The organism is Dokdonella immobilis (assembly GCF_900115085.1).
GTDB lineage: Bacteria > Pseudomonadota > Gammaproteobacteria > Xanthomonadales > Rhodanobacteraceae > Dokdonella > Dokdonella immobilis.
In genome coordinates this window covers 12,756-36,783 of sequence record NZ_FOVF01000016.1, presented here as the reverse complement: position 1 = coordinate 36,783, position 24,028 = coordinate 12,756, and the positions used below count along the sequence as shown (strand labels likewise).

Sequence of the window (24,028 nt, the reverse complement as noted above, 5' to 3'; positions counted from 1 at the left end):
GCCAGGCCACCGGTACAGAGACGGATCGACCGGCCATGACCCGACTCGTCATCGTCTCCAATCGCGTGTCGAAACCGCGCGAGACGCGCGCCGGCGGGCTTGCCTCCGCGCTCAATTCGGCACTCAACGAACACGGTGGTCTCTGGTTCGGCTGGAGTGGCAACGTGGTTTCCGACGTGCCGGCCGGGGTCTCGCGCGAACGCATCGGAGAAATCGACTACGCGTTGACCGATCTCTCGGAATCGGAGTATTCGACCTACTACCAGGGATTTTCCAACCGCACGCTCTGGCCGCTGCTCCATTATCGCCCCGACCTGCTCGATTTCAGGCGCGAGAACCTCAGCGGATACCGGGCCGTGAACCGCCGCTTCGCCGAACTGCTGGCGCCGCAATTGCGCAGCGACGATACGATCTGGGTGCATGACTACCATCTGATCCCGCTCGGCCAGGAACTGCGCGCCCTCGGCATCAAGGCCCGGATCGGCTTCTTCCTGCATGTGCCCTTTCCATCGCCCGAGGTGCTGATGATGCTGCCCGGCCATCGGCCACTGCTGAAGACCCTTTGCGCCTATGATCTCGTCGGCACGCAGACCGATTCCGACCAGCGCGCACTCTGCGAATACAGCGGACGCGAGTGGGGCGCGACCTGCGACGATTCGGGCATGGTCTCGCTCTCCGATGGCCACCGGTTCCGCTGCATGGCGTTCCCGATCAGCATCGATCCCGGGCTGATTTCGCGCAACGCCGACCTGGCCAGGACCAGCAAGGCGCACCGGAGCCTGGTCGACAGCCTGAGCGGGCGCGAATTGGCCATCAGTGTCGACCGACTCGACTATTCGAAAGGCCTGCCCGAACGCTTCGAGGCGTTCGCCCACTTTCTCGATAGCTACCCGCAACACCGCGGCCAGCTTTCAATGATGCAGATCGCGCCGGTGACGCGCGGTGACGTCCCCGAATACCAGGAGTTGCGCGCACGGCTCGAACAACTGGCCGGGGCCATCAATGGCCGCTATGCGGAGCCGGACTGGATGCCGATCCGCTACATCAATCGCAGCTTCCACCAGGCCAATCTGGCCGGTTTCTATCGCAGTGCACGCGTAGGCTTGGTCACACCGCTGCGCGACGGCATGAACCTGGTAGCCAAGGAATATGTTGCTGCACAATCCGCCGAGGACCCCGGCGTGCTCGTGCTGTCCCGGTTTGCAGGGGCTGCCCGCGAACTGACGGATGCATTGCTGGTGAATCCATACGATGCGGACGACACGTCGAACGCGATCCACGCCGCGCTCGAGATGCCGATCGAGGAGCGCAGGCGGCGCTGGCAAGCGATGAGTGCCCACCTGCGACAGCATACGATCGTCGACTGGCGGGAGTCCTTCCTCGACGTGCTGCTCGATTCGTGAAGGCTCGCTGACTGCGCATTAACGGCTTGCTGCGCCTTCACCATGCTTGCATGCGTACGGAAATCGAGCGCGCCCCGGGTCTGCTCCGCTCGATGTTGCCTGCGATATGCACGGACCTCGCCATCGAGACACGGTGAATTCATCATCGATCGGCAACACTGTAGCGATGATTTCCGCAGCTCCCGAAACGCATCCCGATGCGCACATCGACGCGCGCCACACCCTGCGCGTTTTGACGATCAACACGCACAAGGGCTTCACCGCCTTCAATCGCGCGTTCGTGCTCCCCGAACTGAGGGACGCCGTTCGCAGCACCCGGGCCGACCTCGTATTCCTCCAGGAAGTCCACGGTGAACACGAAGGACACGCCCGTCGTTGGGCGCATTGGCCCGAACGTCCGCAGTACGAATACCTAGCCGACTCGATGTGGCCGCAATTCGCCTACGGACGCAACGCCGTCTACCAGGATGGCGACCACGGCAACGCGTTGCTGTCGAAGTATCCGATCGTCGAGCATGAGAACATCGATGTCTCGGTACGCAAGGTGGAGCGACGCGGCATTCTCTACTGCCGCATCCAGGTGCCGCCCGTCGATCGCGATGTCTATGCCTACTGCGTTCATCTCGGCCTGACCGAAAGGGATCGCAGCGCGCAGCTTCGGCAACTTTCCGAGCACGTGAACTCACGCGTTCCGGATGATGCGGCGCTGATCATCGCTGGAGATTTCAATGACTGGCGCGAACGTGCGACCGGCATCCTGGAACCGATCGGCACCCGCGATGTGTTCAAGGAGCACACCCGGGCCAGCGCCAGGACCTTTCCCGGGCGCCTGCCCCTGCTCAAGCTCGACCGCATCTACGTGCGCGGAGTTCGCATCGAACAGGCGCACGTGCTCAAGACCGCACCGTGGCCGCACCTTTCCGACCATGTGCCCCTCTTTTCCCAGGTGAGCCTGTGAAGACGCGGTGGCGCGAAGGCAACGCGGTCCGACTCCTCGAGAATGGCGAGGAATACTATCCGCGCGCATTCGAAACGATTCGGAATGCGCGCAGATCCGTCATCGTCGAGACCTTCATCCTGTTCGAGGATCCCGTCGGCGAGCAACTGCGCCGTGCGCTGATCGAAGCCGCCGACGCCGGCGCCTTGGTCGACCTGCTCGTCGACGGCTACGGGTCACCCTCGTTCTCGGCGGAGTTCCTGGGCTCGCTGGTCGAGGCCGGTGTCCGCGTCCACGTCTTCGATCCGCGCCGGCGACTGCTGGGTTTCCGCACCAATCTGTTTCGGCGCCTGCATCGCAAGATCGTCATCGTCGACGAGCGCGTCGCGTACGTCGGCGGCATCAACTTCTCGGAGGATCATCTGGCCGACTCCGGCGCCGATGCCAAACAGGATTATGCGGTCGAAGTGACCGGACCCGTGGTCGCCGACATCCTGCGCTCATCCCGCGCGTTGCTCTCGAAAAAACCGGAAAATGATCCGCCGCCTGGCGACGCCGCGGCCGACGGCGACGCCTGCGTCGCGTTCATCGAGCGCGACAACCGAAGCCATCGCCACGACATCGAGCGCCACTATCGCGAAGCCATCCGCAACGCACGCAAGCGCATCGTGATTGCCAATGCCTATTTCCTGCCCGGCTACCGGCTGCTCAGGGAGCTGCGCAATGCCGCACGACGCGGCGTTTCGGTGCGCCTGATCATGCAGGGCCAGCCCGACATGCCGAGCGTCGCCGCAGGGACCCGTTCTCTGTATCGCTACCTGCTTCCCGCCGGCGTCGAGGTCTTCGAGTACTGCGCTCGCCCGTTCCACGGAAAGGTCGCGCTGGTCGATGACGAATGGGTCACGATTGGCTCGAGCAATCTCGATCCGCTGAGCCTGTGGTTGAACCTCGAGGCCAATATCGTCGCCAGGGACCGAGCCCTGAACAAGGCGCTGCACGAAAAACTGCAAGGGCTGGCGGACGGGCAATGCCGGCCCGTGGGTGACGAAGCCATGTCTGCCGGCCGGTGGTTCCGGCCGCTGCTCGGCGTCGTCCTGTTTCACTTCCTTCGCTATTTCCCACGCTTCGCCCGATCATTCAGTGCAGGCGAGGCGAGCATCCTCCGAGTCTCGCGCAACTCGCGGGAACTGGCCGAGGACTACCCGATGCCCGGATCCGTTGCGGAATCGCCCGAGGCGGCACGCCGGGACGAGCCCGCGCAAGAAGCGGACCAGGACACGGCGCCGACGACTGCAGTCGAAACCGATCGGCACAGGCAGGGTCAGCATGCCTGAACACGCGAGGTCGCGACGCCGGCAATGGTTGATCCGGGCGGGCGTGGCCGCTCTGTATATCGCCGTCGGCGTGCTGCTCATCCTGATTGCGCGCGATCTGGATTGGGCCGACGCGCGCAAGTCGCTGCTGGCCCTGTCGCCGTCGCGGCTGGCGACGGCCACGGCCTGCAGCCTCGCGACCTACGCACTGTACGCAGGCTTTGAATGGCTGGCGGCGCGCCAGGTGGGAATTTCGCTGCCTCGCCGGACAGTCTGCGCGATCGGATTTGCCAGCTATGCCTGCAACCTGACCCTCGGTGCGACCATCGGCGCGCTCGCCTTGAGGGTGCGTCTCTATGCGGCCCGCAGCATAGCGCCCGCCCGGGCCGCTTCGGCCGTCGCCTTCAACCTGCTGACGAACTGGTCGGGTTATTTGCTGGTCCTTGGCACAGCCCTCGTCGTGTGGCCCGGATCAGTACCCGCAGCCTGGCCAGTCGGACCCGGCGCCGCGCGCGCGATCGGCGTCGCTGCGGTTTGCTGCTGGCTGTTCTATCTCGGCATCTGCTGGCGCGGCTCCGGCCGGAGCTGGCGCATCCGGGGTGCCGAGCTGCACCTGCCCAAGGCACGCATCGCCGGACTGCAGGCGGTCCTGGCCACACCGGTGTGGCTCCTTTCAGCCGCCTCGCTGGCGCTGCTGATGGGCGATGCGGACTACCGCGTCGTCCTCGTTTCGCTGCTGGTGTCGGCGGTGGCCGGACTGATCGTCCGCATCCCGGCCGGACTCGGCGTTACCGAGGCAGTCATGCTGTCCTCGCTCGGTTCGACGCTCGGCCAGGGCCATGTGCTTGCGGCCCTGCTCGCCTACCGCTGCGTCCACTACCTGCTGCCACTGCTGCTCGGCCTGGGCGTCGCGCTCGTCCTTGAGTGGCGCGGCAAGCACGGGACAGGCGTACGCTCATGACCCAACCCGAACCGGCTCACCAGGGCCGCGGCGATTGCCCTGCAGGTGTTTGCCGATCACCATCGGCACAGGCCGGGGTTTGCGGCCGACGCCGAGGATTCCCATGACTGCAAGAATCACTCCGTTTCTCCTGGGCACGCTGCTGGTTCTGGTCCTTGGCGGCTGCGCGGCCGGTGGCGACGTGAGTCGTCCGATCCCGACCGCGACGGTCGCGGCGCCGTCAGCTGCCCATCGCGCCGTGATCGTGCTGCCCGGTCGCGGTGACGACCTCGACTCGCTACAACGCCGCAACCTGGCCGCCGTGATCCAGCGGCACTGGCCCGAGGCCGACGTGATCCTTACCGGGCTGACCATGCCGTTCTACAAAGAGGGTCGCGCGACGACACGATTGCACGACGAGGTCGTCGCCCCGATGCGTGAGCGAGGCTACCGTGAGATCTGGCTGCTGGGCATCTCGCTGGGCGGAATGGGCGCGATTCTCTACGAGCACGAACACCCTGGCGAGACCGACGGCATCCTGCTGCTTTCTCCTTACCTCGGCGAGGCAGCGCTGCAGGACGAAATCCGCAATGCCGGCGGACTCGCGAAGTGGAAACCGGGCCCGCACCAGGCGCTTGGGCCCGACACCTTCCAACGTGAACTCTGGCGCACACTCAAAAGTTGGCAGGACCACGCGGTCCGCGCGCAGGCGATCTGGCTCAGCTACGGGACCGAGGAACCATTTCGCACGCCGATCGGGTTGATGGCTCCGGCCCTGCCCGCCGATCACGTCCTGGCATTGCCTGGTCGTCACGATTGGGACCTGTGGCTTCGTGCTGCGGGCACGCTGCTCGACCGCGCCGCGGGCGCGCGCGTCGACGCAGCGCGAGGGGCACGCGAGCCGTCACGAACCTTTGCGCCGCTCAACTCATCCGTCGAGCCATCGACGGATGCCACTAACGGATCAGGGACGAGGCGCTGATCTCCGGCATCAGCACCATCAGGTCGTAGCTGAATACGATGCGCTTCCAGTCGGGCGGCATGTCGATGTGGCGAAAGCGCAATTTCCTCAGGTCGTAGAGGGTCAGCGTCGTCCCCGCGCCCTTTTCCTGGTCGGCCAGCATCCCGGCCACCGCCGGCTCCATCCAGCGATATTCGGGATAATCGGTGATCGCGAATGGCTCGTCCTTGAGTGGCCTGTCGTAACCGGCGAACGCGCCGTGCTTGCCGCGCGCGCCAAACACCATGATGTGCAGGGAGCCGGCTTTTTCGCCGTCCGCAAACTCGGCCACGAAGTTGCCGATATCGCGGACCTGCAGCGGACTGAAACCCTTGCCCGAATGGTTGTCACCGAACTTGAACAGAATGCGTGGCTGCGCGATCTTCTTCGCCGTCTCTGCATACTCGGCCAGGAAGTGCTGCTTGAAGAGTTGCGCTCGGTCGCTGTTCGAGTCCGGTGATCCCTCGGCATTGAGTCGATAGATCCGGCGCGAAACGAGCAGTTCATCGAGCAGTCGGCGCGTTGCGTCGTTGCCGTCGGTCGTTATGGCGTCGGCCAATGGTTTCAGGTCCGCCTCCGTCGCACTGAGCAGCAACAGCTGCCCGGGGTCGCCGCTCTGTCGGGACTGCTCGACGATGCGTGTGTCGCGCGCCATCAGGTCGGCGATCGCGGCAAGCGCGGCCGGACCGGGCCGGGTCGCGCGCATCGCCTCGAGCAGGGTCCCGGTCGCGCCGAGGAACTCCTGGTCGAGCCCCCAGAGCGCAAAGCGCGGATTTCGCGACACCCCGGCGCAATGTGCAGCGGCATCGTTTTCCTCGACGACGTCGAGGAACGCAATGCTGTTGGGCCAGGTACGCGCATGCTCCGCGATCTGCTTCCTGCGGGTCGGGCTGCGCAGTACCGAAGTCACGAACCGTGCTGCTTCCGGACCGGCCTCGACGGCGTAGGCGTCGGGTTTCATGATGTCGCACAGGTTCGCCGTGAAGCGTGGAATCTCGCGCGAGAAATGATCCTCGCCGAGCAGCACGAAGCGCGACTGGCGAACCGCGCTGTCGAGGATGGCGGCACCCTCCCCCGAAAATCCCTGGTCGGACATGACCAGGTCCGCGCGCACCTCGGTCAACGCATCCTTCAGTGCGGGGGGTACCTGCTTTTCCGCGGACGCGGCATGAGCGGCCACCAGCAGGAATGCCAGCGCACACCCGCAACGAATGAGGGGGTGGCGAGACCTTGATCGAATGTGCATGACGTTCCCCGTGCATGGATGGCCCGAAGCACATGGATGCGGCGCGGCGGAAAATCGTTTAGCCAGTCCGGCGCTGTAATCGTGCACGGCGAAAGAGCCAGCTGCCAGGGCCGGCGCGCTTGCGCCTCATTGGACCCGCGGTCATGCCATCGGCAGCTTGAGACCCTGTTCCTTTGCGCACGCCTTGGCGATCTCGTAACCGGCATCTGCATGGCGCATGACCCCGGTGCCCGGATCGTTCCAGAGCACGCGGGCAAGACGCCGGTCCGCCGCTTCGGTCCCGTCGCAAACGATGACGACGCCGGAATGCTGCGAATACCCCATGCCGACGCCGCCGCCATGATGCAGCGAGACCCAGGTCGCGCCACCGGCCACGTTGAGCATGGCGTTGAGCAGCGGCCAGTCGCTGACCGCATCGCTGCCGTCCCGCATGGCCTCGGTTTCGCGATTGGGACTGGCCACGCTGCCGGAGTCGAGATGGTCGCGTCCGATCACGACCGGGGCCTTCAGTTCGCCGTTGCGGACCATCTCGTTGAACGCCAGGCCGAGCTTGTGGCGCTGGCCGAGGCCGACCCAGCAGATACGTGCCGGCAGGCCCTGGAAGCTGATGCGCTCGCGCGCCATGTCGAGCCAGTTGTGCAGGTGCGCATCGTCGGGAATCAATTCCTTGACCTTGGCGTCGGTCTTGTAGATGTCCTCGGGGTCGCCGCTCAGCGCCACCCAGCGGAACGGGCCGATGCCGCGGCAGAATAGCGGACGCACATAGGCCGGCACGAATCCGGGGAAATCGAAGGCATTGGCACAGCCTTCGTCCTTGGCCATCTGGCGGATGTTGTTTCCGTAGTCGAAAGTCGGAATGCCCCGCGCCGCGAATGCGAGCATGGCTTCCACGTGCACGCGCATCGATTTCTTGGCCGCGTCGCGCACCTTGTCGGGATTGACCTTCTGTTCGTCGAGCCACTGCTCGACGCTCCAGCCGATCGGCAGATAGCCGTGGACGGGATCATGGGCGCTGGTCTGGTCGGTTACCGCGTCCGGCCTGACGCCGCGACGGACCAGTTCGGGCAGGATTTCGGCCGCGTTGCCGAGCAGGGCGATCGACTTGGCCTGGCCCGATTTCGTGTAGCGGGCGATCCGTGCCAGCGCGTCGTCGAGGTCGGAGGCCTGCTCGTCGACGTAGCGCGTGCGCAGGCGGAAATCGATGCAGCGCTGCTGGCACTCGATGTTGAGCGAACTGGCGCCAGCCAGGCTTGCGGCCAGGGGCTGCGCGCCGCCCATGCCGCCGAGTCCCGCGGTCAGGATCCACTTGCCCGTCAGATCGCCGGCGTAGTGCTGTCGGCCCATCTCGACGAAGGTTTCGTAGGTGCCCTGGACGATGCCCTGGGAGCCGATGTAGATCCACGAACCAGCCGTCATCTGGCCGTACATCATGAGGCCCTTGCGATCGAGCTCGTTGAAATGCTCCCAGGTCGCCCAATGCGGCACGAGGTTCGAATTGGCGATCAGCACGCGCGGCGCATCGGCATGGGTCGGGAACACGCCGACCGGCTTGCCGGACTGGACCAGCAGGGTCTCGTCGTCGCCGAGTTCGCGCAGTGCAGCGAGGATCGCGTCATAGCACTCCCAGTTGCGCGCTGCCCGGCCGATGCCGCCATAGACGACCAGTTCGGCCGGGTTCTCGGCCACCTCGGGGTCGAGATTGTTCTGCAGCATGCGAAACGGGGCTTCGGTCAGCCAGCTGCGGCAATGAAGTTCGGAACCGCGCGGGGCGCGAATGGTCCGGCTCGAGTCCTTTCGCGAGGTGGCCGTCGACATCGTGTTCTCCAGAATCGGTGAAGACGCTGATTTTGCCTGATCCGGCGTTCCGATTTCTCGGTGATCCGGCGGTACATCCGTTCCGGTATCCGACTCGAGGCTCTCGTCCAGGCGATCGCGCCAGGCGCCGGCGGCCTCGGACTTGCCCGCGCGCGGCGGCTGCTTCGGCCCCTGCATGTACTTGCTGCCGATCCAGTAGCCGATGCCGAGGCAGAGCAGGATCATCACCACTTCCTGTGCACTCATGCGGATCCTCCGGCGCCTTCGGCCAGGCCTGCGAGGTGCTCATCGAGTAGCGCCCGATAACGGACCGTGCGCGCATGCGCAGGGTCGTCTTCGTCCATGCCGGCCAGCCGCGCATCGACGTCCTCGCGGATGCGCGACCAGGCGCGACAGGCATCCTCCGGCGTCGAGCCCTGAAGGAATGCGACGAGGTCCTCGCCGACCTGCACGCGCAGGGACAGCTTGCGCACGAGATTGATCGCGCACGGCGGGCACGCGATGCACTCGAAGGCCAGCAGGATGAAATCGCCCCTGCCGATTCCGATCCCCTTGCTCAGGCGAGCGAAGCGGACCACGAGCGCAGCGGCGGAGACCCAGGCCAGGGCGAAACCGGCAAGGACGCCCAGCGCGCCCCAGAACAGGATGCCGAGCGGCAGCAGCACGAGCACGACCAGCGCCGTTGTGCGGACCCATGGATCGAGCAGACGCGTATCCGGGGCGCCGGCTGGCAGCGGCGGCGCGCCCTCCTCGCGCGCAGTGCCGCCGGTCCGCGCATCATCGACACGCCAGCTCGCTCTATAGCAGCGTTGCAATGGAGCAAACGGATTCAGCAGATGAATCCGACGCCCGCGTATCCAGGTCTGGCGCGTGCCGAACTGTACTCGCCAGACGTCACCGTTCGCCTCGACCACGGCCTCGTTGACGTAAAGGAGGACCAGACCATCGAGCAGGTAGATCAGGCCAATCGCGAGAACCAGCAGCGGATAGGTCGGATCCAGCGCGGTCAACGCTTGCCGGTCCTGCCGAACAGTCGCTTGATCACGCCGCCGAGGGCGACGAAACCGACCACGATCAGCTTCCAGAATTTCGCCAGCAGGCCGGTTTTCGCAGCCACGGCCGTGGCCCCGCCAACGACCAGGGCAGCGAGACCGTATTCGGCGACGCGGTCGCCTTCACGGAATTCCGCGTAGCGTTGGCCGGAGTTGAACTCGAAGCCAGCCAGGGAGGCCTTGAACGACTTCACGTCGGCCTGCAGCGTTTCCGGATCGGCGACCAGGGTCGCATTCATGACGCCCTTGCGGCCCAGGATGCGCACCGTGTAGTTGACCACGGGCTGTCCCTCGGTGCGCAGGCGAAGCCCCCATTCCAGTCGCTTCGAACCGGCATCGTAGTGCGGCGGCACCGCCCATCCGTCGGTGTACAGGGCCGGAATGCCGAGACGCTTGCGCTCGCGGTTCGAGTCCTCGTCGCTGCTCTTGAGCGAGGCGAGCAATTCATCGGCATCGATCTTCTCGTCGTCCTTGACGAAGCCCATCGGGTCGAATGCAAACGTCGCCCACCAGTCTTCCTTCTGCGAGGCGACGATATAGAGATCGTCCTGTGGAATGTTTCCGGTCAATTCGAGGAAGCGTCGGCTGTTTGCTTCGTCGAGGAAGGCGAGGTCTTCACCGGTCTTCAGCGTGGCTTCCGCGCCAACGCGTTCCTGGGCCGGCCCCACATGCCAGGGCAAGGAGGCGATCGGACTGCTGCCCTCGTCTTCGGCCTGGGCCAATGCGAGGGGGGACAGGGTGAGGCTGATGAGCGCGAGTGCGGAGAGAATCGGATTCTTCATCGGTCAACTTCCTATGTCGTTGGCGGGTCCGGGAACGCACGCGAAACAGCAGCGCACGGAGTCGCACTGGTGTCACGAAATCCGAGGTTCCCCGCAGCCGAGAATAGCAATCGCATGGCGCCCTGTCTTCATCCAGGCCGCGGCGCCCGGCAGGCACGGCGAGCCACCACCTGGGCAGCCTCCGGCGTGTCCCTGCAGCACCGGCTAGCCCCCCGGGCGGCCCCGGGCCGACCGCCGCCCATTGATCCGCGTGCCGCCCTGTGAATGCGGCCGCTTTGAGCGGACGCGGCTTGCCTGGACGGGTGCCGGTGTCAGCTTTCTCGCGATCAATCAACAGGATAGCCGGCCCCTGCAGCGTTGCGCTTTATCTTGCCTACCGCAAAAGTCCCGTCTGTCTGAGCATGCGCGTCGGGATCCGCAGGGAACCGGGTGTCGTGGCGATCGCGCGATCCGACCAGCGGCGGCTTAAGGTTTTTGGCACGGAATCTCGTATGGGAGAGCAATTCACGTTCATGGAGTCTGATCGATGCGCACCGCGCCTTTCATCGCACTGATCCTGGTTGGCGCTATCGCCTCCGCGCCGGCGCGGTCAGAGCTGGTCATCGGTGGCTATCCGCCGAATGGCGGTAGCCACTGGATCCGCCAGTTTGCCGCCAATGCCCAGGATCCGGCGACGCCGATCCGCGAGATCTCCGGTGCCGCCACGACCATCTCCGACTCGTCGTCCGCGAGCTACGAATCGGTCGAGGGGCTGGTCTATGTCTCGGACTTCTATGGGTCCGCGATCCGCGTATTCGACGCATTCGCCAGCGGCAACGTAGCGCCGTTGCGCGTGATCAATCCGCCCAGCCTCGGCCAGGCACGCGCCAACGTACCGATCCCGATCCACGACGAATTGATCGTGATCGGCAGCAACTGCTGCCTCTTCACCTACCCGCTGCACGGTGATGGCAATGCCGTACCGCAGCTGCGCCAGATCTTCTGGGGCGGCGGCGGGGGCCCCACGCAGCTGAACAATCCGTCCGGCCTGGTCTGGTTGCCCGACAGTGACGAACTGGCGGTCGTCGACTACGACATCAGCCCGCCTTACGCGGCCAAGATCGTGTTCCACGCACGCACGGCCAGCGGTGCGGCGACGCCGACGCGCGTGCTCAAGGGTGCCAATACCGCCAACGCTGCCGGCCTCGCCCACGACCCTGTCCAGCACAGGCTGTACGTCCTGACCTTCAGTACGAACGATGGCGGCCTCACCTACGACGGCCAGGTGCGCGTGTTTGCCGACAGCGCCGCGAACGACGATGCGCCGCTGGCCACGATCGAAGGGCCGGCGACCCAGCTCGGTTTCGATTCGGGCCAGTATCCGTCCGGTCTCGGCATCGATGCGGACCTGCAGCGGATCATGGTCGGCTACGCCGCGAACGGCAATCCGGCCACCAATCGAGTGATCTCGTTCGACCTCGCCGCGACCGGCAATGCGACGCCGGTCCAGGTACTGAGCGGCACGAGCCTCAGTCCGAACACGATCGGAACGCCATTCGCGATCCCGCTCGCCACGATCTTCGCCAACGGCTTCGACAACTGACCCCGATTACCTGTCCCCCGTGCGAACCCGGCCATTCCGGGCGCGCGGGTTGACGCACTGTCACGTGCATCGGCGACAATCGCGGGCTACGCCGACGCTCCCGAGCCCGATGACCCTTCATCGCTACGTTATTCTTCTTCTCGCGATCCTGCTCGGCGCCTGCAGCATGGCGCCACGGCGCGACGCAGCGCTGGCCAGGGCTCCCTTGATCCTCGTTTCGATCGACGGATTCCGCGCAGACTATCTCGATCGCGGCCTGACCCCGACCCTGCGCGCGCTGGCCGATTCGGGCGTGCACGCGACCTACATGCGCCCGTCGTTCCCGTCGCTGACCTTTCCGAACCACTATGCGCTGGTGACGGGATTGCGGCCCGACCGCAACGGCATCGTCGCCAACACGATGGAAGACGATCGCATACCCGGGCAGAAGTTCACCTCGTGGAACCGCGAGGCGGTCGAGAACGCGCGCTGGTGGAATGAAGGCGTTCCACTGTGGATCACGGCCAAGCGCAACGGCCTGCATTCGGGGATCATGTTCTGGCCGGGCTCCGAGGCGCCGGTGCATGGCAGCCATCCGGACTTCTGGTCGACCTATGACAAGAAGATGGCCGGCGTCTCGCGCGTCGACACCCTGCTGCAGTGGCTCGACCTGCCGCCCGGTCAGCGCCCCGCGTTCATGACCCTGTACCTCGATACGATCGACATCGTCGGCCACCACTACGGTCCCGATTCACCCGAACTCGATGCCGAACTGCGAATCGTCGACGCCACCGTGCGCCGCCTGCTCGATGGCCTGGTCGAACGCGGCCTCGACCATGCGGTCAACCTGGTCGTCGTCTCCGACCACGGCATGGGGGCCACTTCACCGCAGCGCGTCGTCTATCTCGACGAGATCCTTCCCGATCACTACGCAAGGGTGGTCAGCTACGGAGTGCTGACCGGCATCGTGCCGAAGCGCGGTCATGGCCGTGATACCGAAGCCATCCTGCTGGCTCCGCACGAACACATGCGCTGCTGGCGCAAATCGCAATTGCCGCGGCGCTTCCACTACGGCGGCAACCGCCGCGTGCCGCCCCTGCTTTGCCTGGCCAACCACGGCTGGACGATCTTCGACCACGCCACCATGGCCGCCAGGGAACACTTTTCGCGCGGCGAGCACGGATACGACATCGACGATCCCGACATGCGCGCCCTGTTCATCGCACACGGACCCGACCTGAAGAGCCAGGTCGTCCTGCCACCGTTCGACAATGTCGATGTCTATCCACTGCTGGCGCACCTGCTCGGCATTCCCGCCGAGCCCAACGATGGCGACCTTGGCCACGTCCGGGACGCGCTGATCGACGCATCGGCGCCGGTGGCCGCGCCGGTCAGACCCGCAGCCGCGCGATGACCGCCCGATAGCGGGCCGCGATCCGCGCCTCGTCGCGGTGCTGGAAATCCCGCACGACCCATTCGCCATTGACCATGACGTGCCGGACCAGGTTCGAATTGCCGGCGAAGATCCAGCTGTCGAGGACATGGGCATGGTCCCGCCCGGCCAGCAGCGCGGAACGTTCGTCGAGGACGAGAAGATCGGCGCGATTGCCCACCGAGGGCACGCTCGCATCGCCGCCCACGAAACTTCCGACCGGCATGCGCGTGGCCCGCGCACCGCCGGCCAGTGCGGCGGCGAAAAGCGCCGCGCCGGTACTCGGTTGCGTGGCACTGGCACTGATGTTGCGGTGCCGGCTGAGCAGGCGCTGGCCGTATTCGAGCCAGCGCAACTCTTCGACCGGCGAAACCGAGATATGGCTGTCGGAACCGATGCCGATTTCGCCCCCGGCATCGAACCACGCCTTGAGCGGAAACAGACCATCGCCGAGATTGGCCTCGGTGGTCGGGCACAGCCCGACCAGGGCGCCGGTGGCGGCAAGCCGCTGCAGTTCGCCCGCATCGATATGGGTCGCGTGCACCAGGGTCCAGTGCGTGTCGACCGGGGCGTGATCGAGCAGCCATTCGATCGGACGCGCGTTGCGCACGGCGAGGCAATCCTGGACCTCGCCGATCTGCTCGGCGATATGCATGTGGATCGGGATCATCGTGGCCGGCATGCCGCTGCGCGAGGGCGGCAGCGAAGCGATGCCATCGAGGACCGCGCGCATGGCATCCTCGGGAACCGCACGCAGCGAATGCAGGGCGACGCCGATGCGCAGATGCGAACTCTCGAGCATGCGCAAGCGCTCGACCAGGCGCAGGTAACCGTCGACGTCGTGGCTGAAGCGCCGTTGCCGCTCGACCAGCGCCCGACCGTCGAATCCGCCGGTCATGTACAAAGTCGGCAGCAGGGTCAGGCCGATGCCGGCTTCCTGCGCGGCATCGATCAGGGCCAGCGACATCGCCGCCGGATCGGCGTACGGGCGGCCATCCGGCTGATGGTGCAGGTAGTGGAACTCGCAGACCTGGGTGTACCCGGCCTTGAGCATCTCGACATAGAGCTGGGTGGCGATGGCACGCAGCTCATCGGGACCGATCAGACCGGCAAAGGCATACATCACCTCGCGCCAGCTCCAGAAACTATCCTGCGAGTCGCCGCGTGTTTCGGCCAGTCCGGCCATCGCGCGCTGGAAGGCGTGCGAGTGCAGGTTCGGCATGCCCGGCACGACCCAGCGGCCCAGGCTGTCCGCGACTTCGGTGTGGACGTCGCGTCCGACACCGAGCAATGCACCAGCCAGGTAGCGCCCGTCGTCGACATGAAATCGAACGTCCTGCTCCCAGCCTTCGGGCAGCCACGCGTTTTCGGCGTGGAAAAAGCGATTGCTCATGAACGGACTCCGGCAGGCAATGCATGGATTATCGATGTTGCGTCGCTCCGACGATAGCCAAGGGTGCACGGAAACGGATGTTTCGCCGGCCCCGCGCGCGACCTGTCCCTCGTGTCTGCAATAATCGGCGCATGACGACCAACACGATTGCCGCGCCGTGGGATGGCCTGCTCACCGATTGCCGGCTGGCGACGATGCGCGAGGGCTCCGCCGCCCTTGGCGCGATCACGGATGCGGCCCTCGGCTGGAAGGACGGCCGCATCGTGTTCGCGGACCGCATGGATGCCCTGCCCGCTGCAGCGGAGAGACTCTGCCGCGAGCCCGAGTCGATGGCCGGTGCCTGGATCACGCCGGGCCTGGTCGACTGCCATACCCATCTGGTCTTCGGCGGCAATCGCGCCGGCGAGTTCGATCAGCGCCTGAATGGGGTCAGCTACGAAGACATTGCCCGCGCCGGCGGCGGCATCGCTTCGACGGTCAAGGCGACGCGCGCGCTCGACGAGGACGCCCTGCTGGCTGCGTCGCTGCCGCGGGCCTCGGCCCTGCTTGCCGATGGCGCCACCACGATCGAGATCAAGTCCGGATACGGTCTCGATCTCGACAGCGAGCTGAAGATGCTGCGCGTCGCCCGGCGCATCGGCTCGCAACTCGGCATCGGCGTGCGCACGACGTTTCTCGGCGCGCACGCGCTGCCGCCCGAATTCCGCGATCGGCAAGGCGACTACGTCGATCATGTCTGCACGATGATGCTGCCGGCGATCGCGCGCAGTGGCCTGGCCGATGCGGTCGATGCCTTCTGCGAGAAGATCGCCTTCACGCCGGCCGAAACACGCCGCGTCTTCTCCACCGCGCGCGAGTACGGCCTGCCGGTAAAACTGCATGCCGACCAGTTGTCGGATCTGGCCGGGGCCGCGCTGAGCGCCGAATTCGGCGGGCTCTCGGCCGACCATATCGAACACACCAGCCTCGAAGGCGTGCGCGCAATGGCCGCGGCCGGGACCGTGGCCGTGCTCCTGCCGGGCGCCTTCTATGCCTTGCGCGATACCCAGCTGCCGCCGATTCCGGCGCTGCGCGAACATGCCGTGCCGATGGCCGTGGCCACCGACCTCAATCCGGGCACCTCGCCACTGCTGTCGCTGCGACTGGCCATGAACCTGGCTTGCACGCTGTTTCGCCTGACTCCCGAAGAGGCCCTGCGCGGTGCCACGGTGCATGCCGCGCGCGCCCTCGGCCTCGCCGACCGCGGCGCGCTCGAGATCGGCCGGCGCGCCGACTTCGTGGTCTGGAACATCGAGGATCCGGTCGACCTGTGCTACTGGATCGGCGGCTCGCTGGCACGCCGCGTCGTTGCCGGCGGCGTCCGGCTGCTCGGCTGAAGCCGATGCGTTTCCGGCGCACGGGGAGTCCCCCGGAAGATTCCGCCGCCGGGATCGGCCTCGCCCTGCAGGGGGGCGGCGCGCACGGCGCCTTCACCTGGGGCGTGCTCGATCGCCTGCTCGAACAACCCGACATCCGCTTCGAACGCATCAGTGGAACCAGCAGCGGCGCGATCAACGCGCTGGCCCTGGCCCAGGGCTGGATGGACGGCGGAGCCGAAGGCGCACGTGCCTGCCTCGACTCGGTGTGGACGCGGATCGCCGGACATACCCACGCCGCCGCCTGGATCTTCGGCACCCAGAGCAAGGTCGGGCAGAAGACCGCGCAGAGCCTGCACCGCTATTTCACCCCGCGCCAGATCAATCCGCTCGGCTTCAACCCGGTGCGCCAGATCGCCGAGGCCTCGTTCGATTTCGAGCGACTGCGCGAACGTGCCCCCTTTCCGCTGCATCTCGCCGCCACGCGCGTACGCGATGGTGCCCTGGTCATGTTCGGCCCCGAACAGCTCAGCATCGATGCCCTGCTCGCCTCGACCTGCCTGCCGCAGATGTTCGCGCCGGTCACGATCGACGGCGAGGTCTACTGGGACGGCGGCTGGGCCGGAAATCCGGTTCTCGAACCGCTGATCTACGCAGGCAGGTCGCGGATCATCATCGTCGTCCTCGTCCAGCCGCTGAACCGACCCGACGTTCCGTCGACGCCGGCGAAGATCGCCGAGCGCATGAGCGAACTGGGGTTTTCGAGCGCCTTCCTGCGCGAACTGCGGACCCTGGCGTTCGCCCAGAACTCGCTCGACGGAGCCCTGCCGCGCACCTGGCTCGGGCAGCGGATCAGGGACACGCGCATCCATCTGATCGAACCGGGCGAGCCGCTCGACGCGTTCCGCACGCGCTCGCATTTCGAAACCTCGATGAGCTTCCTCGCCGCCCTGCGCGAGCACGGCCGCCGTCGCGCCGAAATGTGGATCGGGAATCCCGACGCACACATCGTGACCGGGGAACTCCCGCTGCTTCGATCCGCCCCGCCCTGAAACGACAAACCCCCGCATGGCGGGGGTCTGCTGGACACCTGGCTGCCGGACCGCAAGCGGCCCGGCCGCGTAATCAGGCGGATTTCTTGGCGGCGGCCTTCTTCGCAGGGGCAGCCTTCTTGGCGGCCGGCTTTGCAGCAGGCTTGGCGGCGGCCGCCTTCGGCTTGGCCGCGGCTTTCGGCTTGGCCGCTACGGCGTTGCTGTCGGCGTGCGGACGCACGTTGCCATAACTGCGGATAGCGATTTTGCCCTTGCGGGTCTTGCGGTCACCACGGCCCATCGGAATTCCTCTAGGTAAATTCTGCAAACAAAGGGCGGGAAGGATAGCAGCGCGGCGGCAAAGCGCAAGTCGGATCACTTCAGCCGTGCTGCCGGGCCTGCATTGCAGCCGGCCTGGTCGCAGTGCTCGGTGTCGATCTGGACGGTCGCATGGGTGATCCGGAAGTGGCTCCTGAGCCCGGCCTGGATGCGCGCGATCGCGGCGTCGGGCGGCATGCCGTCTTCGAGTCGCGCATGCAGGGTGGCGACCCGCTGGCCGCCGCTCAGTTGCCAGACATGGACATGATGGATTTCACGGACGCCGTCGATGTCGCCTTCGAGGCGGCTCTTGACGACGTCTCCCTCGATGCCTTCGGGAACGCCTTCGAGGAGAATGTGGGCCGAGCGTCGCAGCAGCCGCCAGGCGCTGTTGAGGATCAGCAGCGAAACCAGGATCGATATCGCCGGATCGGCCCACAGCCAGTCGAACTGGCCGACCAGGACGGCCGCCGCGACTGCCCCGATCGAGCCGAGCAGGTCGCCGATCACGTGCAGCCGCGCCGCGGCGCTGTTCAGGTCGTCGTGGTCATGGCCGCCGAGCACCCTCAATACGAATACGTTGACGAGCAACCCGGCCATGGCCACCGCCAGCATCATGCCGGACAGGATCGGTGCCGGCTGCAGGAAGCGGCCGACTGCCTCGTAGATGATCCAGGCGACGAGCAGCATCTGGGTCAGCGCATTGGTATATCCGACCAGGACTTCCAGCCGGGCATAGCCGAAACTGCGCAAGGCGTCGGCCGGCCGCCGCGCGAAATAGGCGCCGAGCCAGGCGAACATCAGGGCGCCGGCGTCGACCAGCATGTGGCCGGCATCGGCCAGCAGGGCCAGCGACCCGGATATCCAGCCGCCGACCGCCTCGGCCACCAGGGTCACGAGGGTCAGCGCGAACGCGAACAGCAGTCGGCGTTCGCGCCTGGAGCCGCCATCGGCATGCGTCTGCGCAGGGTCGGCGTGGCCATGGCCGCAGGCGCCTGCCTGTGGCCCATGATGATGGTCGTGATGAAGGTTCAGTGGGGTTACCCGTGTTCGTCGCGTGTCCGGGCCATGCTAGGCAAGCGCGGCACGGTTACACAATCACAGGACGCTCAGTGTCGGCAGGCCGGACCGTGCACGTGGTTCAGACGCATGTTGATGACATGCGAAAGCGCGACGAGGGCACCGCCCAGGCTGACCATCGCCGCATGCCATCCATCGACATGCGAGCTACCGACCAGCAACCCGGCAATCAGCAGGCCGATGCCCGGTACGAGGAAGAAGAACGCGCGGTAGCTGCCGTGCTTGCGCAGACCGAAGACCAGGCTGATCGTCGCCAGCGCGATCGCAAAGGTGATGAATGCGCGCTCGATGCCATGGTCGGCCAGAAAACCCAGTCCGAGCGCAGGCAGCACGCCGAAAACCACCGGCAACAGTGCGCAGTGCACGGCACAGAGCAGCGACGCAAACGCACCGAAGCGGTCGACGGCGCCCCCCAGTCCGGCTTCAGGTCGTTCAGGGCGATCTTCATCCATGGCGATCTTGAGGGCTGGATTCATGGCGGGTCAAAGGGTCCGGTACGGAACAGGCCCAGGCTCCGACGCAGCCTCAACCCGTTGCACCGGGCGACCTGGTCAGGCCGAGCGGGTGTTACTATATAACATACGCGAGCCGATCACAATGGCCGATGCCCCGGGGGCCCTCCGTCCCGCATTCGGTCCGGCGCGGGACTCGTCAGCCCGATCGACCGACAGGGCCTTGTCCCAGGAAACGCAATCTGACCCGTAGCGCGGCATCCTGACCGTGCAAGCGCGGCTCAGCGCGAACAATCGGCGCACAGTCCATGGACTTCGAGGGTCTGCCCGGCCGGCGTGAATCCCCGGTCCCGCGCCTGTCGGGTCAGCAGATCGGCGACCCCCTCATCGCAGATCTCGATCGCGCTGGCGCAGCCGTCGCAGATCAGGAACGGCACCTGGTGAGATTCACCAGGGTGATGGCAGCCGACGAAGGCATTGATCGATTCGAGTTTGTGGATGAAGCCGTGCTCGAGCAGGAAATCGAGCGCCCGGTAGACCGTCGGCGGCGCCGCGGCGCCGGGTCCGTCCTTGAGATCGTCGAGCAGGTCGTAGGCCTTGACCGGAATCGTCGCCTCGGCCAGCAATTCGAGCACGCGCAGGCGGATCGGCGTCAGGCGCAGGCCGCGCTCCCCGCAAACGCGCGACACGTCGCGCACGAACGCCTTGGCGTCGTGGCGATGCTGATGCGCAGCAGGCGTTCGGGATGCGGTCGGTACCATGGTCGTCGGACAGAACTGGGGGCGCCCGCTGCAGTTTACCACCGGGCCGGACCGCTGCCGCCGGCTACCAGCTGCCGCCGCTGTCGGCGCCCTTGAGCCTGGAACGCGCGCTGCGTTCAGCCGACTGCTTGAGGTTCACGCCGCAATGCCGGCAAACCTTGGCGCTGGCCGGATTGCCCTTGGCGCATTCCGGGCAGGCCGGCAGTTTCGATGCGGACAGGGCCACGATGATCCAGCCGATCGGACCGAGTACCGCACCCCAGATGATGCCAGCCCGGACCCGGCCCTTGATCCAGCCGATCGCCGCGCCCCCGAGCACGCAGACCGCGCTGATGGCGGTCATCCAGACCCACAGGGTCGGATCGAGCAGCGTGTGCAGGCAGGCCTCGTTCATGCGCATCACGGCATCGATGTCGGCGGTGTCGAGACTCGCCAGTCCGCTCAGCGTGCACTCGAGGCTCGCCATGGCCTCAGCCGCCCGCCTTGGCGATCGCCGATTCGACGCGCTGCAGGGCTTCGTCGCGACCGGCCAGGAACACCGTATGGTCGATCGAAGGCGAGACCTGGGTGCCGGTGATGGCCACGCGCAACGGCTGGGCGACCTTGCCCATGCCCTCGCCGATCTCCTCGGCAGCCGCGGCGATCGCTGCATGCACGCGTTCGACCGACCAGTCCTCGAGCGCGGTCAGTTGCCCGTGCACGGCCTGCAGGGCCTTCAGCGCGGTCGGCGCCTTCAAGTGCTTGGCAACGGCGGCCTCATCGTAGTGTTCGAGCGGGGCATACCAGACCCGCGCCTTCTCGGCCATTTCCTTGAGCGTCTGCGCCCGCTCGCGCAAGGCCACGATCACGTCGAGCGGCTCCGGACCGCGCTCGGGATCGATGCCGGCGGCACGCAGTTGCCAGACGAAATGCGGGACCAGCTCGATCGGGTCGTCGTTCTTGATGTAGTGCTGGTTGATCCAGGACAGCTTCTCGAGGTCGAAGCGAGAGGCCGCGCGGTTGGCCTTGCCGATATCGAACAGGGCGATCATTTCCTCGCGCGAGAAGATCTCCTGGTCACCGTGCGACCAGCCGAGACGCACGAGATAGTTGAGCACCGCATGCGGCAGGAAGCCGTCATCGCGGTACTGCATGACGCCGACCGCGCCATGTCGCTTGCTGAGCTTCTGGCCATCTGGCCCGAGGATCATCGGCAGATGGGCGAACTCCGGCACGGCCGCGCCGAGCGCGTTGTAGACGTTGATCTGGCGCGGCGTGTTGTTGACATGGTCATCGCCCCGGATGACCTCGCTGATGCGCATGTCGATGTCGTCGACGACGACGGCGAAGTTGTAGGTCGGGAAGCCGTCCGAGCGGAACAGCACGAGATCGTCGAGCTCCTCGTTGCTCCATTCGATGCGGCCCTTGACCTTGTCCTCGAAAACGACGCTTCCCGACTGCGGGTTCTTGAACCGGATCACCCGGTTCGGATCGTCGCGATACGGTTCGTTGCGGTCACGGTAGTAGCCGTTGTAGCGCGGCTTGAGGCCCTTATCCATGGCTTCGGCGCGCATCGCCTCGATCTCTTCCTTCGACTCGTAGGCGTAATAGGCCTTGCCGGCCTTGAGCAGGTCCTCGGCGACCTGCCGATAGCGATCCATGCGCAGGGTCTGGTAGAACGGGCCTTCGTCGTGCTCGAGGCCGAGCCAGTTCATGCCGTCGAGGATGGCCTGCACGGCCTCCTGGGTCGAACGCTCGCGATCGGTATCCTCGATGCGCAGGATGAACTCGCCGCCGCGATGGCGCGCCTCGAGCCAGCAGTAGAGGGCCGTGCGGGCCCCGCCGATATGCAGGAATCCGGTCGGGCTGGGGGCAAAGCGGGTACGTACGGTCATGAATGGCAACGGGGCAGATTGCGAAGCCGCAAAGCGTAGCAGATCGCGCGTGCATCGCCTTTCCCCCGCATGCGCGGGGCGCCTCGGCGGCCGAAATCAGGTCCGGCCGCAGGCACGCTTCGTCGCTTCCGCGCACCGGCACCGAACAAATGAAACCTCGAACGCGGCAGAATCGAATCATGCCATCCCGGACAAGCACTCCATGTCGCATCGACTGACCGCACTCGCCCTCTTCTTCGCTGCCCTGACCATGGGAGGCTGCGCCAGTCGGCCGATATCGCCTGCGCCGCCACCCGCGGGCACGCGGGCGACGCTGGCCATCCTCGAATCGACCGACCTCCACTCGAATGTCCTGAGCTATGACTACTACAAGCTCAGCGAGGATCCGTCGCTGGGCCTTGAACGCATGGCGACCCTGGTCCATGCGGCGCGCAAGGAATTCGACAACAGCCTGCTGTTCGATGCCGGCGACACGATCCAGGGCACTGCGTTGGCCGACTGGCAGGCGCGCGGCCAGCCGCTGCCCTGCGATCGCGAACTGGCCATCTACAAGGCCATGGACCGGCTCGGCTACGACGGCGCGACGATCGGCAACCACGAGTTCAACTACGGACTGCCGTACCTGCTGCAAGTGACCGGACAGCCGCTCGCCAGCGCCGGCGACGCACCCCGTCGATGCAGCGGGCCGGCTTTTCCGCTGGTCCTTGCCAACGTCATCGACATCGCGACGAACCAGCCTCTGTATCCACCGACCGCCCTGCTCGAACGATCGATAAAGGCACGCACAGTCGACGGCGCGCGGGTCGACGTGCCGATCCGAATCGGCATCATCGGCTTCACGCCGCCGCCGATCCTGCTCTGGGACCGCAACCAGCTCGAAGGGAAGGTGCGCACCCTCGGCATCGTCGAGGCGGCGCGAAAATACGCACCGGCGCTGCGTGCGCAGGGCGCCGACCTGATCGTCGCGCTGTCGCATGGCGGCATCGACACACGCGCCTATTCGGACACGATGGAGAACGCCAACTGGCACCTCGCCCGCGAGCCCGACATCGACGTGCTGCTGCTCGGCCACTCGCACCAGGCCTTTCCCGATCCGGGCAATCCGAAGGCGCGTTACAACGACCTGCCCGACGTCGACAACGAACGCGGCTTCATCAACGGCAAGCCGGCCGTGATGGCCAACATGTGGGGCAAGAGCCTCGGCGTGATCGAACTGGCCCTCGAATGGCGCGACGGGCACTGGCGGATCGACCCCCAGGGTACTCATTCCGAAGTCCGTGACATCCGCGCTGCGGATGGAACGCCGGTCGCGGCCGATCCGGCCATCGCCGAAGCGGTGCGCAGCGAACACGAAGCGACCGTCGCCTATGTTTCCGCGCCAATCGGCGACAGCGACTTCCCGATGACGACCTACTTCGCCGCAGTCGGCGATGTCTCTGCGCTGCAGCCGATCAACATGGCCCAGCGCGACTACGTGCGGCGCTATATCGCCGAAAACCTGCCGGCCCTGAAGGACCTGCCGGTACTTTCCGCCGCCGCCCCGTTCAAGCTCGGCTTCGGCGGCGCAACCGACTTCACGGCCATCGAGGCCGGACCGCTGGCCATCCGCAGCGCCGCCGACCTGTATCTCTATCCGAACACCCTGACCGCCGTGAAACTCGACGGCACCGACCTCAAGGCCTGGCTCGAGAAATCGGCGAGCTACTTCAACCAAATCGATCCAAGCCTCGCGACACCGCAGGAACTGGTCAACCGCAAGGTGCCGAGTTTCAACTTCGACGTGATCCAGGGCGACATTCGCTACGTGATCGACATCAGCAAACCGGTCGGCGAGCGCATCGTCGACCTGCGCTTCGGGGGTCGTGCCGTGCAGCCCGAACAGGTCTTCATCCTCGCCACCAACAATTATCGCGGCAGTGGCGGTGGCGGCTTCCCGGGCACCGGCAGCGACCACATCGTCTTCAATGCCCCCGACATGAATCGCAGCATCCTGGTCGACTGGGTCCGGCAACGCGGGCATCTGGGCTTCAGCGAGGACGGCAATGATCGTCCGTGGCGTTTTGCTCCGCTGGCGATGGCCGGCCCACTGGTTTTCCATTCGGCCAGCGGCGAGCTCGATCTGGCCCGACGCGCCGGGCTCGCCGGCGTTCAGTTGGTCGCCGACGATGGCGACGGCCTGTCGACCTATTCGATCGACCTCGGTCGGCCACAGTGATGCGCGGCCGGTACTGAGGCCGTCGTCACAGGCGGGCTTGAACACCCTGCCCCCGAATCGGCGAGAAT

General features: G+C 66.1%; 21 protein-coding genes. 10 read left to right on the top strand and 11 right to left on the bottom strand.

Annotated elements, in window-relative coordinates:
* The first annotated feature begins 35 nt into the window (after positions 1 to 35).
* The 5 genes from BM125_RS11675 to BM125_RS11655 all read left to right on the top strand — a co-directional run bounded on the left by BM125_RS11675 (position 36) and on the right by BM125_RS11655 (position 5,575).
* On the top strand, positions 36 to 1,403 hold the full coding sequence (locus BM125_RS11675; protein ID WP_092408145.1) for an alpha,alpha-trehalose-phosphate synthase (UDP-forming): 1,368 nt from the start codon (positions 36 to 38) through the stop codon (positions 1,401 to 1,403).
* Between the two features lie 166 nt (positions 1,404 to 1,569).
* Positions 1,570 to 2,361: an endonuclease/exonuclease/phosphatase family protein gene (locus tag BM125_RS11670; protein ID WP_092408143.1), complete on the top strand. Its 792-nt coding sequence runs from the start codon at positions 1,570 to 1,572 to the stop codon at positions 2,359 to 2,361.
* Positions 2,358 to 3,674: a cardiolipin synthase ClsB gene (clsB, locus tag BM125_RS11665; protein ID WP_092408141.1), complete on the top strand. Its 1,317-nt coding sequence runs from the start codon at positions 2,358 to 2,360 to the stop codon at positions 3,672 to 3,674. The genes BM125_RS11670 and clsB overlap by 4 nt, the downstream gene beginning before the upstream one ends.
* Positions 3,667 to 4,614 (top strand): lysylphosphatidylglycerol synthase transmembrane domain-containing protein, encoded by a 948-nt coding sequence (locus tag BM125_RS11660; protein WP_092408139.1) that lies wholly within the window; start codon positions 3,667 to 3,669, stop codon positions 4,612 to 4,614. Before clsB ends, BM125_RS11660 begins: the two co-directional genes overlap by 8 nt.
* A gap of 49 nt (positions 4,615 to 4,663) precedes the next feature.
* Complete coding sequence (locus BM125_RS11655; protein ID WP_175498048.1) at positions 4,664 to 5,575, top strand: alpha/beta fold hydrolase; 912 nt, start codon at positions 4,664 to 4,666, stop codon at positions 5,573 to 5,575.
* Here the strand turns inward: BM125_RS11655 and BM125_RS11650 are convergent.
* From BM125_RS11650 to BM125_RS11635, 4 genes are all read right to left on the bottom strand, one after another.
* Positions 5,550 to 6,773, bottom strand: coding sequence for a hypothetical protein (locus tag BM125_RS11650; protein ID WP_092408137.1), 1,224 nt, complete (start codon positions 6,771 to 6,773; stop codon positions 5,550 to 5,552). The two genes, BM125_RS11655 and BM125_RS11650, sit on opposite strands and share 26 nt — an antisense overlap.
* 207 nt (positions 6,774 to 6,980) lie before the next feature.
* Positions 6,981 to 8,654, bottom strand: a complete 1,674-nt coding sequence (gene hutU, locus BM125_RS11645) for a urocanate hydratase (RefSeq protein ID WP_092408250.1) — start codon at positions 8,652 to 8,654, stop codon at positions 6,981 to 6,983.
* Between the two features lie 242 nt (positions 8,655 to 8,896).
* Entirely contained in the window at positions 8,897 to 9,664 is a 768-nt protein-coding gene (locus BM125_RS11640; RefSeq protein ID WP_092408135.1) for a hypothetical protein, read from the bottom strand.
* Positions 9,661 to 10,488, bottom strand: coding sequence for a DUF2167 domain-containing protein (locus BM125_RS11635; RefSeq protein WP_092408133.1), 828 nt, complete (start codon positions 10,486 to 10,488; stop codon positions 9,661 to 9,663). The genes BM125_RS11640 and BM125_RS11635 overlap by 4 nt, the downstream gene beginning before the upstream one ends.
* A gap of 526 nt (positions 10,489 to 11,014) precedes the next feature.
* Here BM125_RS11635 and BM125_RS11630 point away from each other — a divergent pair.
* Together BM125_RS11630 and BM125_RS11625 are read left to right on the top strand one after the other, a co-directional pair.
* Positions 11,015 to 12,070 carry a hypothetical protein gene (locus BM125_RS11630; protein ID WP_092408131.1) on the top strand — a complete coding sequence of 352 codons (1,056 nt, stop codon included), beginning with the start codon at positions 11,015 to 11,017 and terminating at the stop codon, positions 12,068 to 12,070.
* Between the two features lie 109 nt (positions 12,071 to 12,179).
* Complete coding sequence (locus BM125_RS11625; protein ID WP_092408129.1) at positions 12,180 to 13,463, top strand: alkaline phosphatase family protein; 1,284 nt, start codon at positions 12,180 to 12,182, stop codon at positions 13,461 to 13,463.
* Here BM125_RS11625 and BM125_RS11620 read toward each other — a convergent pair.
* Positions 13,441 to 14,874, bottom strand: a complete 1,434-nt coding sequence (locus BM125_RS11620; protein WP_092408127.1) for a formimidoylglutamate deiminase — start codon at positions 14,872 to 14,874, stop codon at positions 13,441 to 13,443. The two genes, BM125_RS11625 and BM125_RS11620, sit on opposite strands and share 23 nt — an antisense overlap.
* A 131-nt stretch (positions 14,875 to 15,005) precedes the next feature.
* Between BM125_RS11620 and hutI the strand changes: the two genes are divergently transcribed.
* Together hutI and BM125_RS11610 are read left to right on the top strand one after the other, a co-directional pair.
* Positions 15,006 to 16,250 (top strand): imidazolonepropionase, encoded by a 1,245-nt coding sequence (hutI, locus tag BM125_RS11615; RefSeq protein ID WP_092408125.1) that lies wholly within the window; start codon positions 15,006 to 15,008, stop codon positions 16,248 to 16,250.
* 5 nt (positions 16,251 to 16,255) lie between these two features.
* Positions 16,256 to 17,281, top strand: coding sequence for a patatin-like phospholipase family protein (locus BM125_RS11610; protein WP_092408124.1), 1,026 nt, complete (start codon positions 16,256 to 16,258; stop codon positions 17,279 to 17,281).
* A gap of 73 nt (positions 17,282 to 17,354) precedes the next feature.
* On the opposite strand, the gene BM125_RS11605 is transcribed toward BM125_RS11610, so the two are convergent.
* From BM125_RS11605 to gltX, 6 genes are all read right to left on the bottom strand, one after another.
* Positions 17,355 to 17,561 carry a 30S ribosomal protein THX gene (locus BM125_RS11605; protein ID WP_092408122.1) on the bottom strand — a complete coding sequence of 69 codons (207 nt, stop codon included), beginning with the start codon at positions 17,559 to 17,561 and terminating at the stop codon, positions 17,355 to 17,357.
* 74 nt (positions 17,562 to 17,635) lie between these two features.
* Positions 17,636 to 18,499, bottom strand: a complete 864-nt coding sequence (locus BM125_RS11600) for a cation diffusion facilitator family transporter (RefSeq protein WP_092408121.1) — start codon at positions 18,497 to 18,499, stop codon at positions 17,636 to 17,638.
* A 188-nt stretch (positions 18,500 to 18,687) separates the two neighbouring features.
* A complete protein-coding gene (locus BM125_RS11595) occupies positions 18,688 to 19,134 on the bottom strand; it encodes a MerC domain-containing protein (protein WP_245778900.1) in 447 nt (148 codons plus the stop codon).
* A gap of 257 nt (positions 19,135 to 19,391) precedes the next feature.
* Positions 19,392 to 19,871, bottom strand: coding sequence for a transcriptional repressor (locus BM125_RS11590; protein WP_092408119.1), 480 nt, complete (start codon positions 19,869 to 19,871; stop codon positions 19,392 to 19,394).
* Positions 19,872 to 19,935: 64 nt separating this feature from the next.
* Positions 19,936 to 20,337 (bottom strand): hypothetical protein, encoded by a 402-nt coding sequence (locus tag BM125_RS11585; protein ID WP_092408117.1) that lies wholly within the window; start codon positions 20,335 to 20,337, stop codon positions 19,936 to 19,938.
* Positions 20,338 to 20,341: 4 nt separating this feature from the next.
* Entirely contained in the window at positions 20,342 to 21,745 is a 1,404-nt protein-coding gene (gltX, locus tag BM125_RS11580; RefSeq protein WP_092408116.1) for a glutamate--tRNA ligase, read from the bottom strand.
* A gap of 202 nt (positions 21,746 to 21,947) precedes the next feature.
* Between gltX and BM125_RS11575 the strand changes: the two genes are divergently transcribed.
* Entirely contained in the window at positions 21,948 to 23,960 is a 2,013-nt protein-coding gene (locus BM125_RS11575) for a bifunctional 2',3'-cyclic-nucleotide 2'-phosphodiesterase/3'-nucleotidase (protein WP_092408114.1), read from the top strand.
* Positions 23,961 to 24,028: the final 68 nt, after the last annotated feature.

Coding starts and splice junctions, on each gene's coding strand:
- BM125_RS11670 (WP_092408143.1), top strand. CDS start 1,570: ATGATTTCCGCAGCTCCCGAAACGCATCCCGATGCGCACATCGACGCG.
- hutI (WP_092408125.1), top strand. CDS start 15,006: ATGACGACCAACACGATTGCCGCGCCGTGGGATGGCCTGCTCACCGAT.
- BM125_RS11675 (WP_092408145.1), top strand. CDS start 36: ATGACCCGACTCGTCATCGTCTCCAATCGCGTGTCGAAACCGCGCGAG.
- BM125_RS11620 (WP_092408127.1), bottom strand. CDS start 14,874: ATGAGCAATCGCTTTTTCCACGCCGAAAACGCGTGGCTGCCCGAAGGC.
- BM125_RS11625 (WP_092408129.1), top strand. CDS start 12,180: ATGACCCTTCATCGCTACGTTATTCTTCTTCTCGCGATCCTGCTCGGC.
- BM125_RS11635 (WP_092408133.1), bottom strand. CDS start 10,488: ATGAAGAATCCGATTCTCTCCGCACTCGCGCTCATCAGCCTCACCCTG.
- gltX (WP_092408116.1), bottom strand. CDS start 21,745: ATGACCGTACGTACCCGCTTTGCCCCCAGCCCGACCGGATTCCTGCAT.
- BM125_RS11590 (WP_092408119.1), bottom strand. CDS start 19,871: ATGGTACCGACCGCATCCCGAACGCCTGCTGCGCATCAGCATCGCCAC.
- hutU (WP_092408250.1), bottom strand. CDS start 8,654: ATGTCGACGGCCACCTCGCGAAAGGACTCGAGCCGGACCATTCGCGCC.
- BM125_RS11595 (WP_245778900.1), bottom strand. CDS start 19,134: ATGAATCCAGCCCTCAAGATCGCCATGGATGAAGATCGCCCTGAACGA.
- BM125_RS11575 (WP_092408114.1), top strand. CDS start 21,948: ATGTCGCATCGACTGACCGCACTCGCCCTCTTCTTCGCTGCCCTGACC.
- BM125_RS11605 (WP_092408122.1), bottom strand. CDS start 17,561: ATGGGCCGTGGTGACCGCAAGACCCGCAAGGGCAAAATCGCTATCCGC.
- BM125_RS11630 (WP_092408131.1), top strand. CDS start 11,015: ATGCGCACCGCGCCTTTCATCGCACTGATCCTGGTTGGCGCTATCGCC.
- BM125_RS11585 (WP_092408117.1), bottom strand. CDS start 20,337: ATGGCGAGCCTCGAGTGCACGCTGAGCGGACTGGCGAGTCTCGACACC.
- BM125_RS11610 (WP_092408124.1), top strand. CDS start 16,256: ATGCGTTTCCGGCGCACGGGGAGTCCCCCGGAAGATTCCGCCGCCGGG.
- BM125_RS11660 (WP_092408139.1), top strand. CDS start 3,667: ATGCCTGAACACGCGAGGTCGCGACGCCGGCAATGGTTGATCCGGGCG.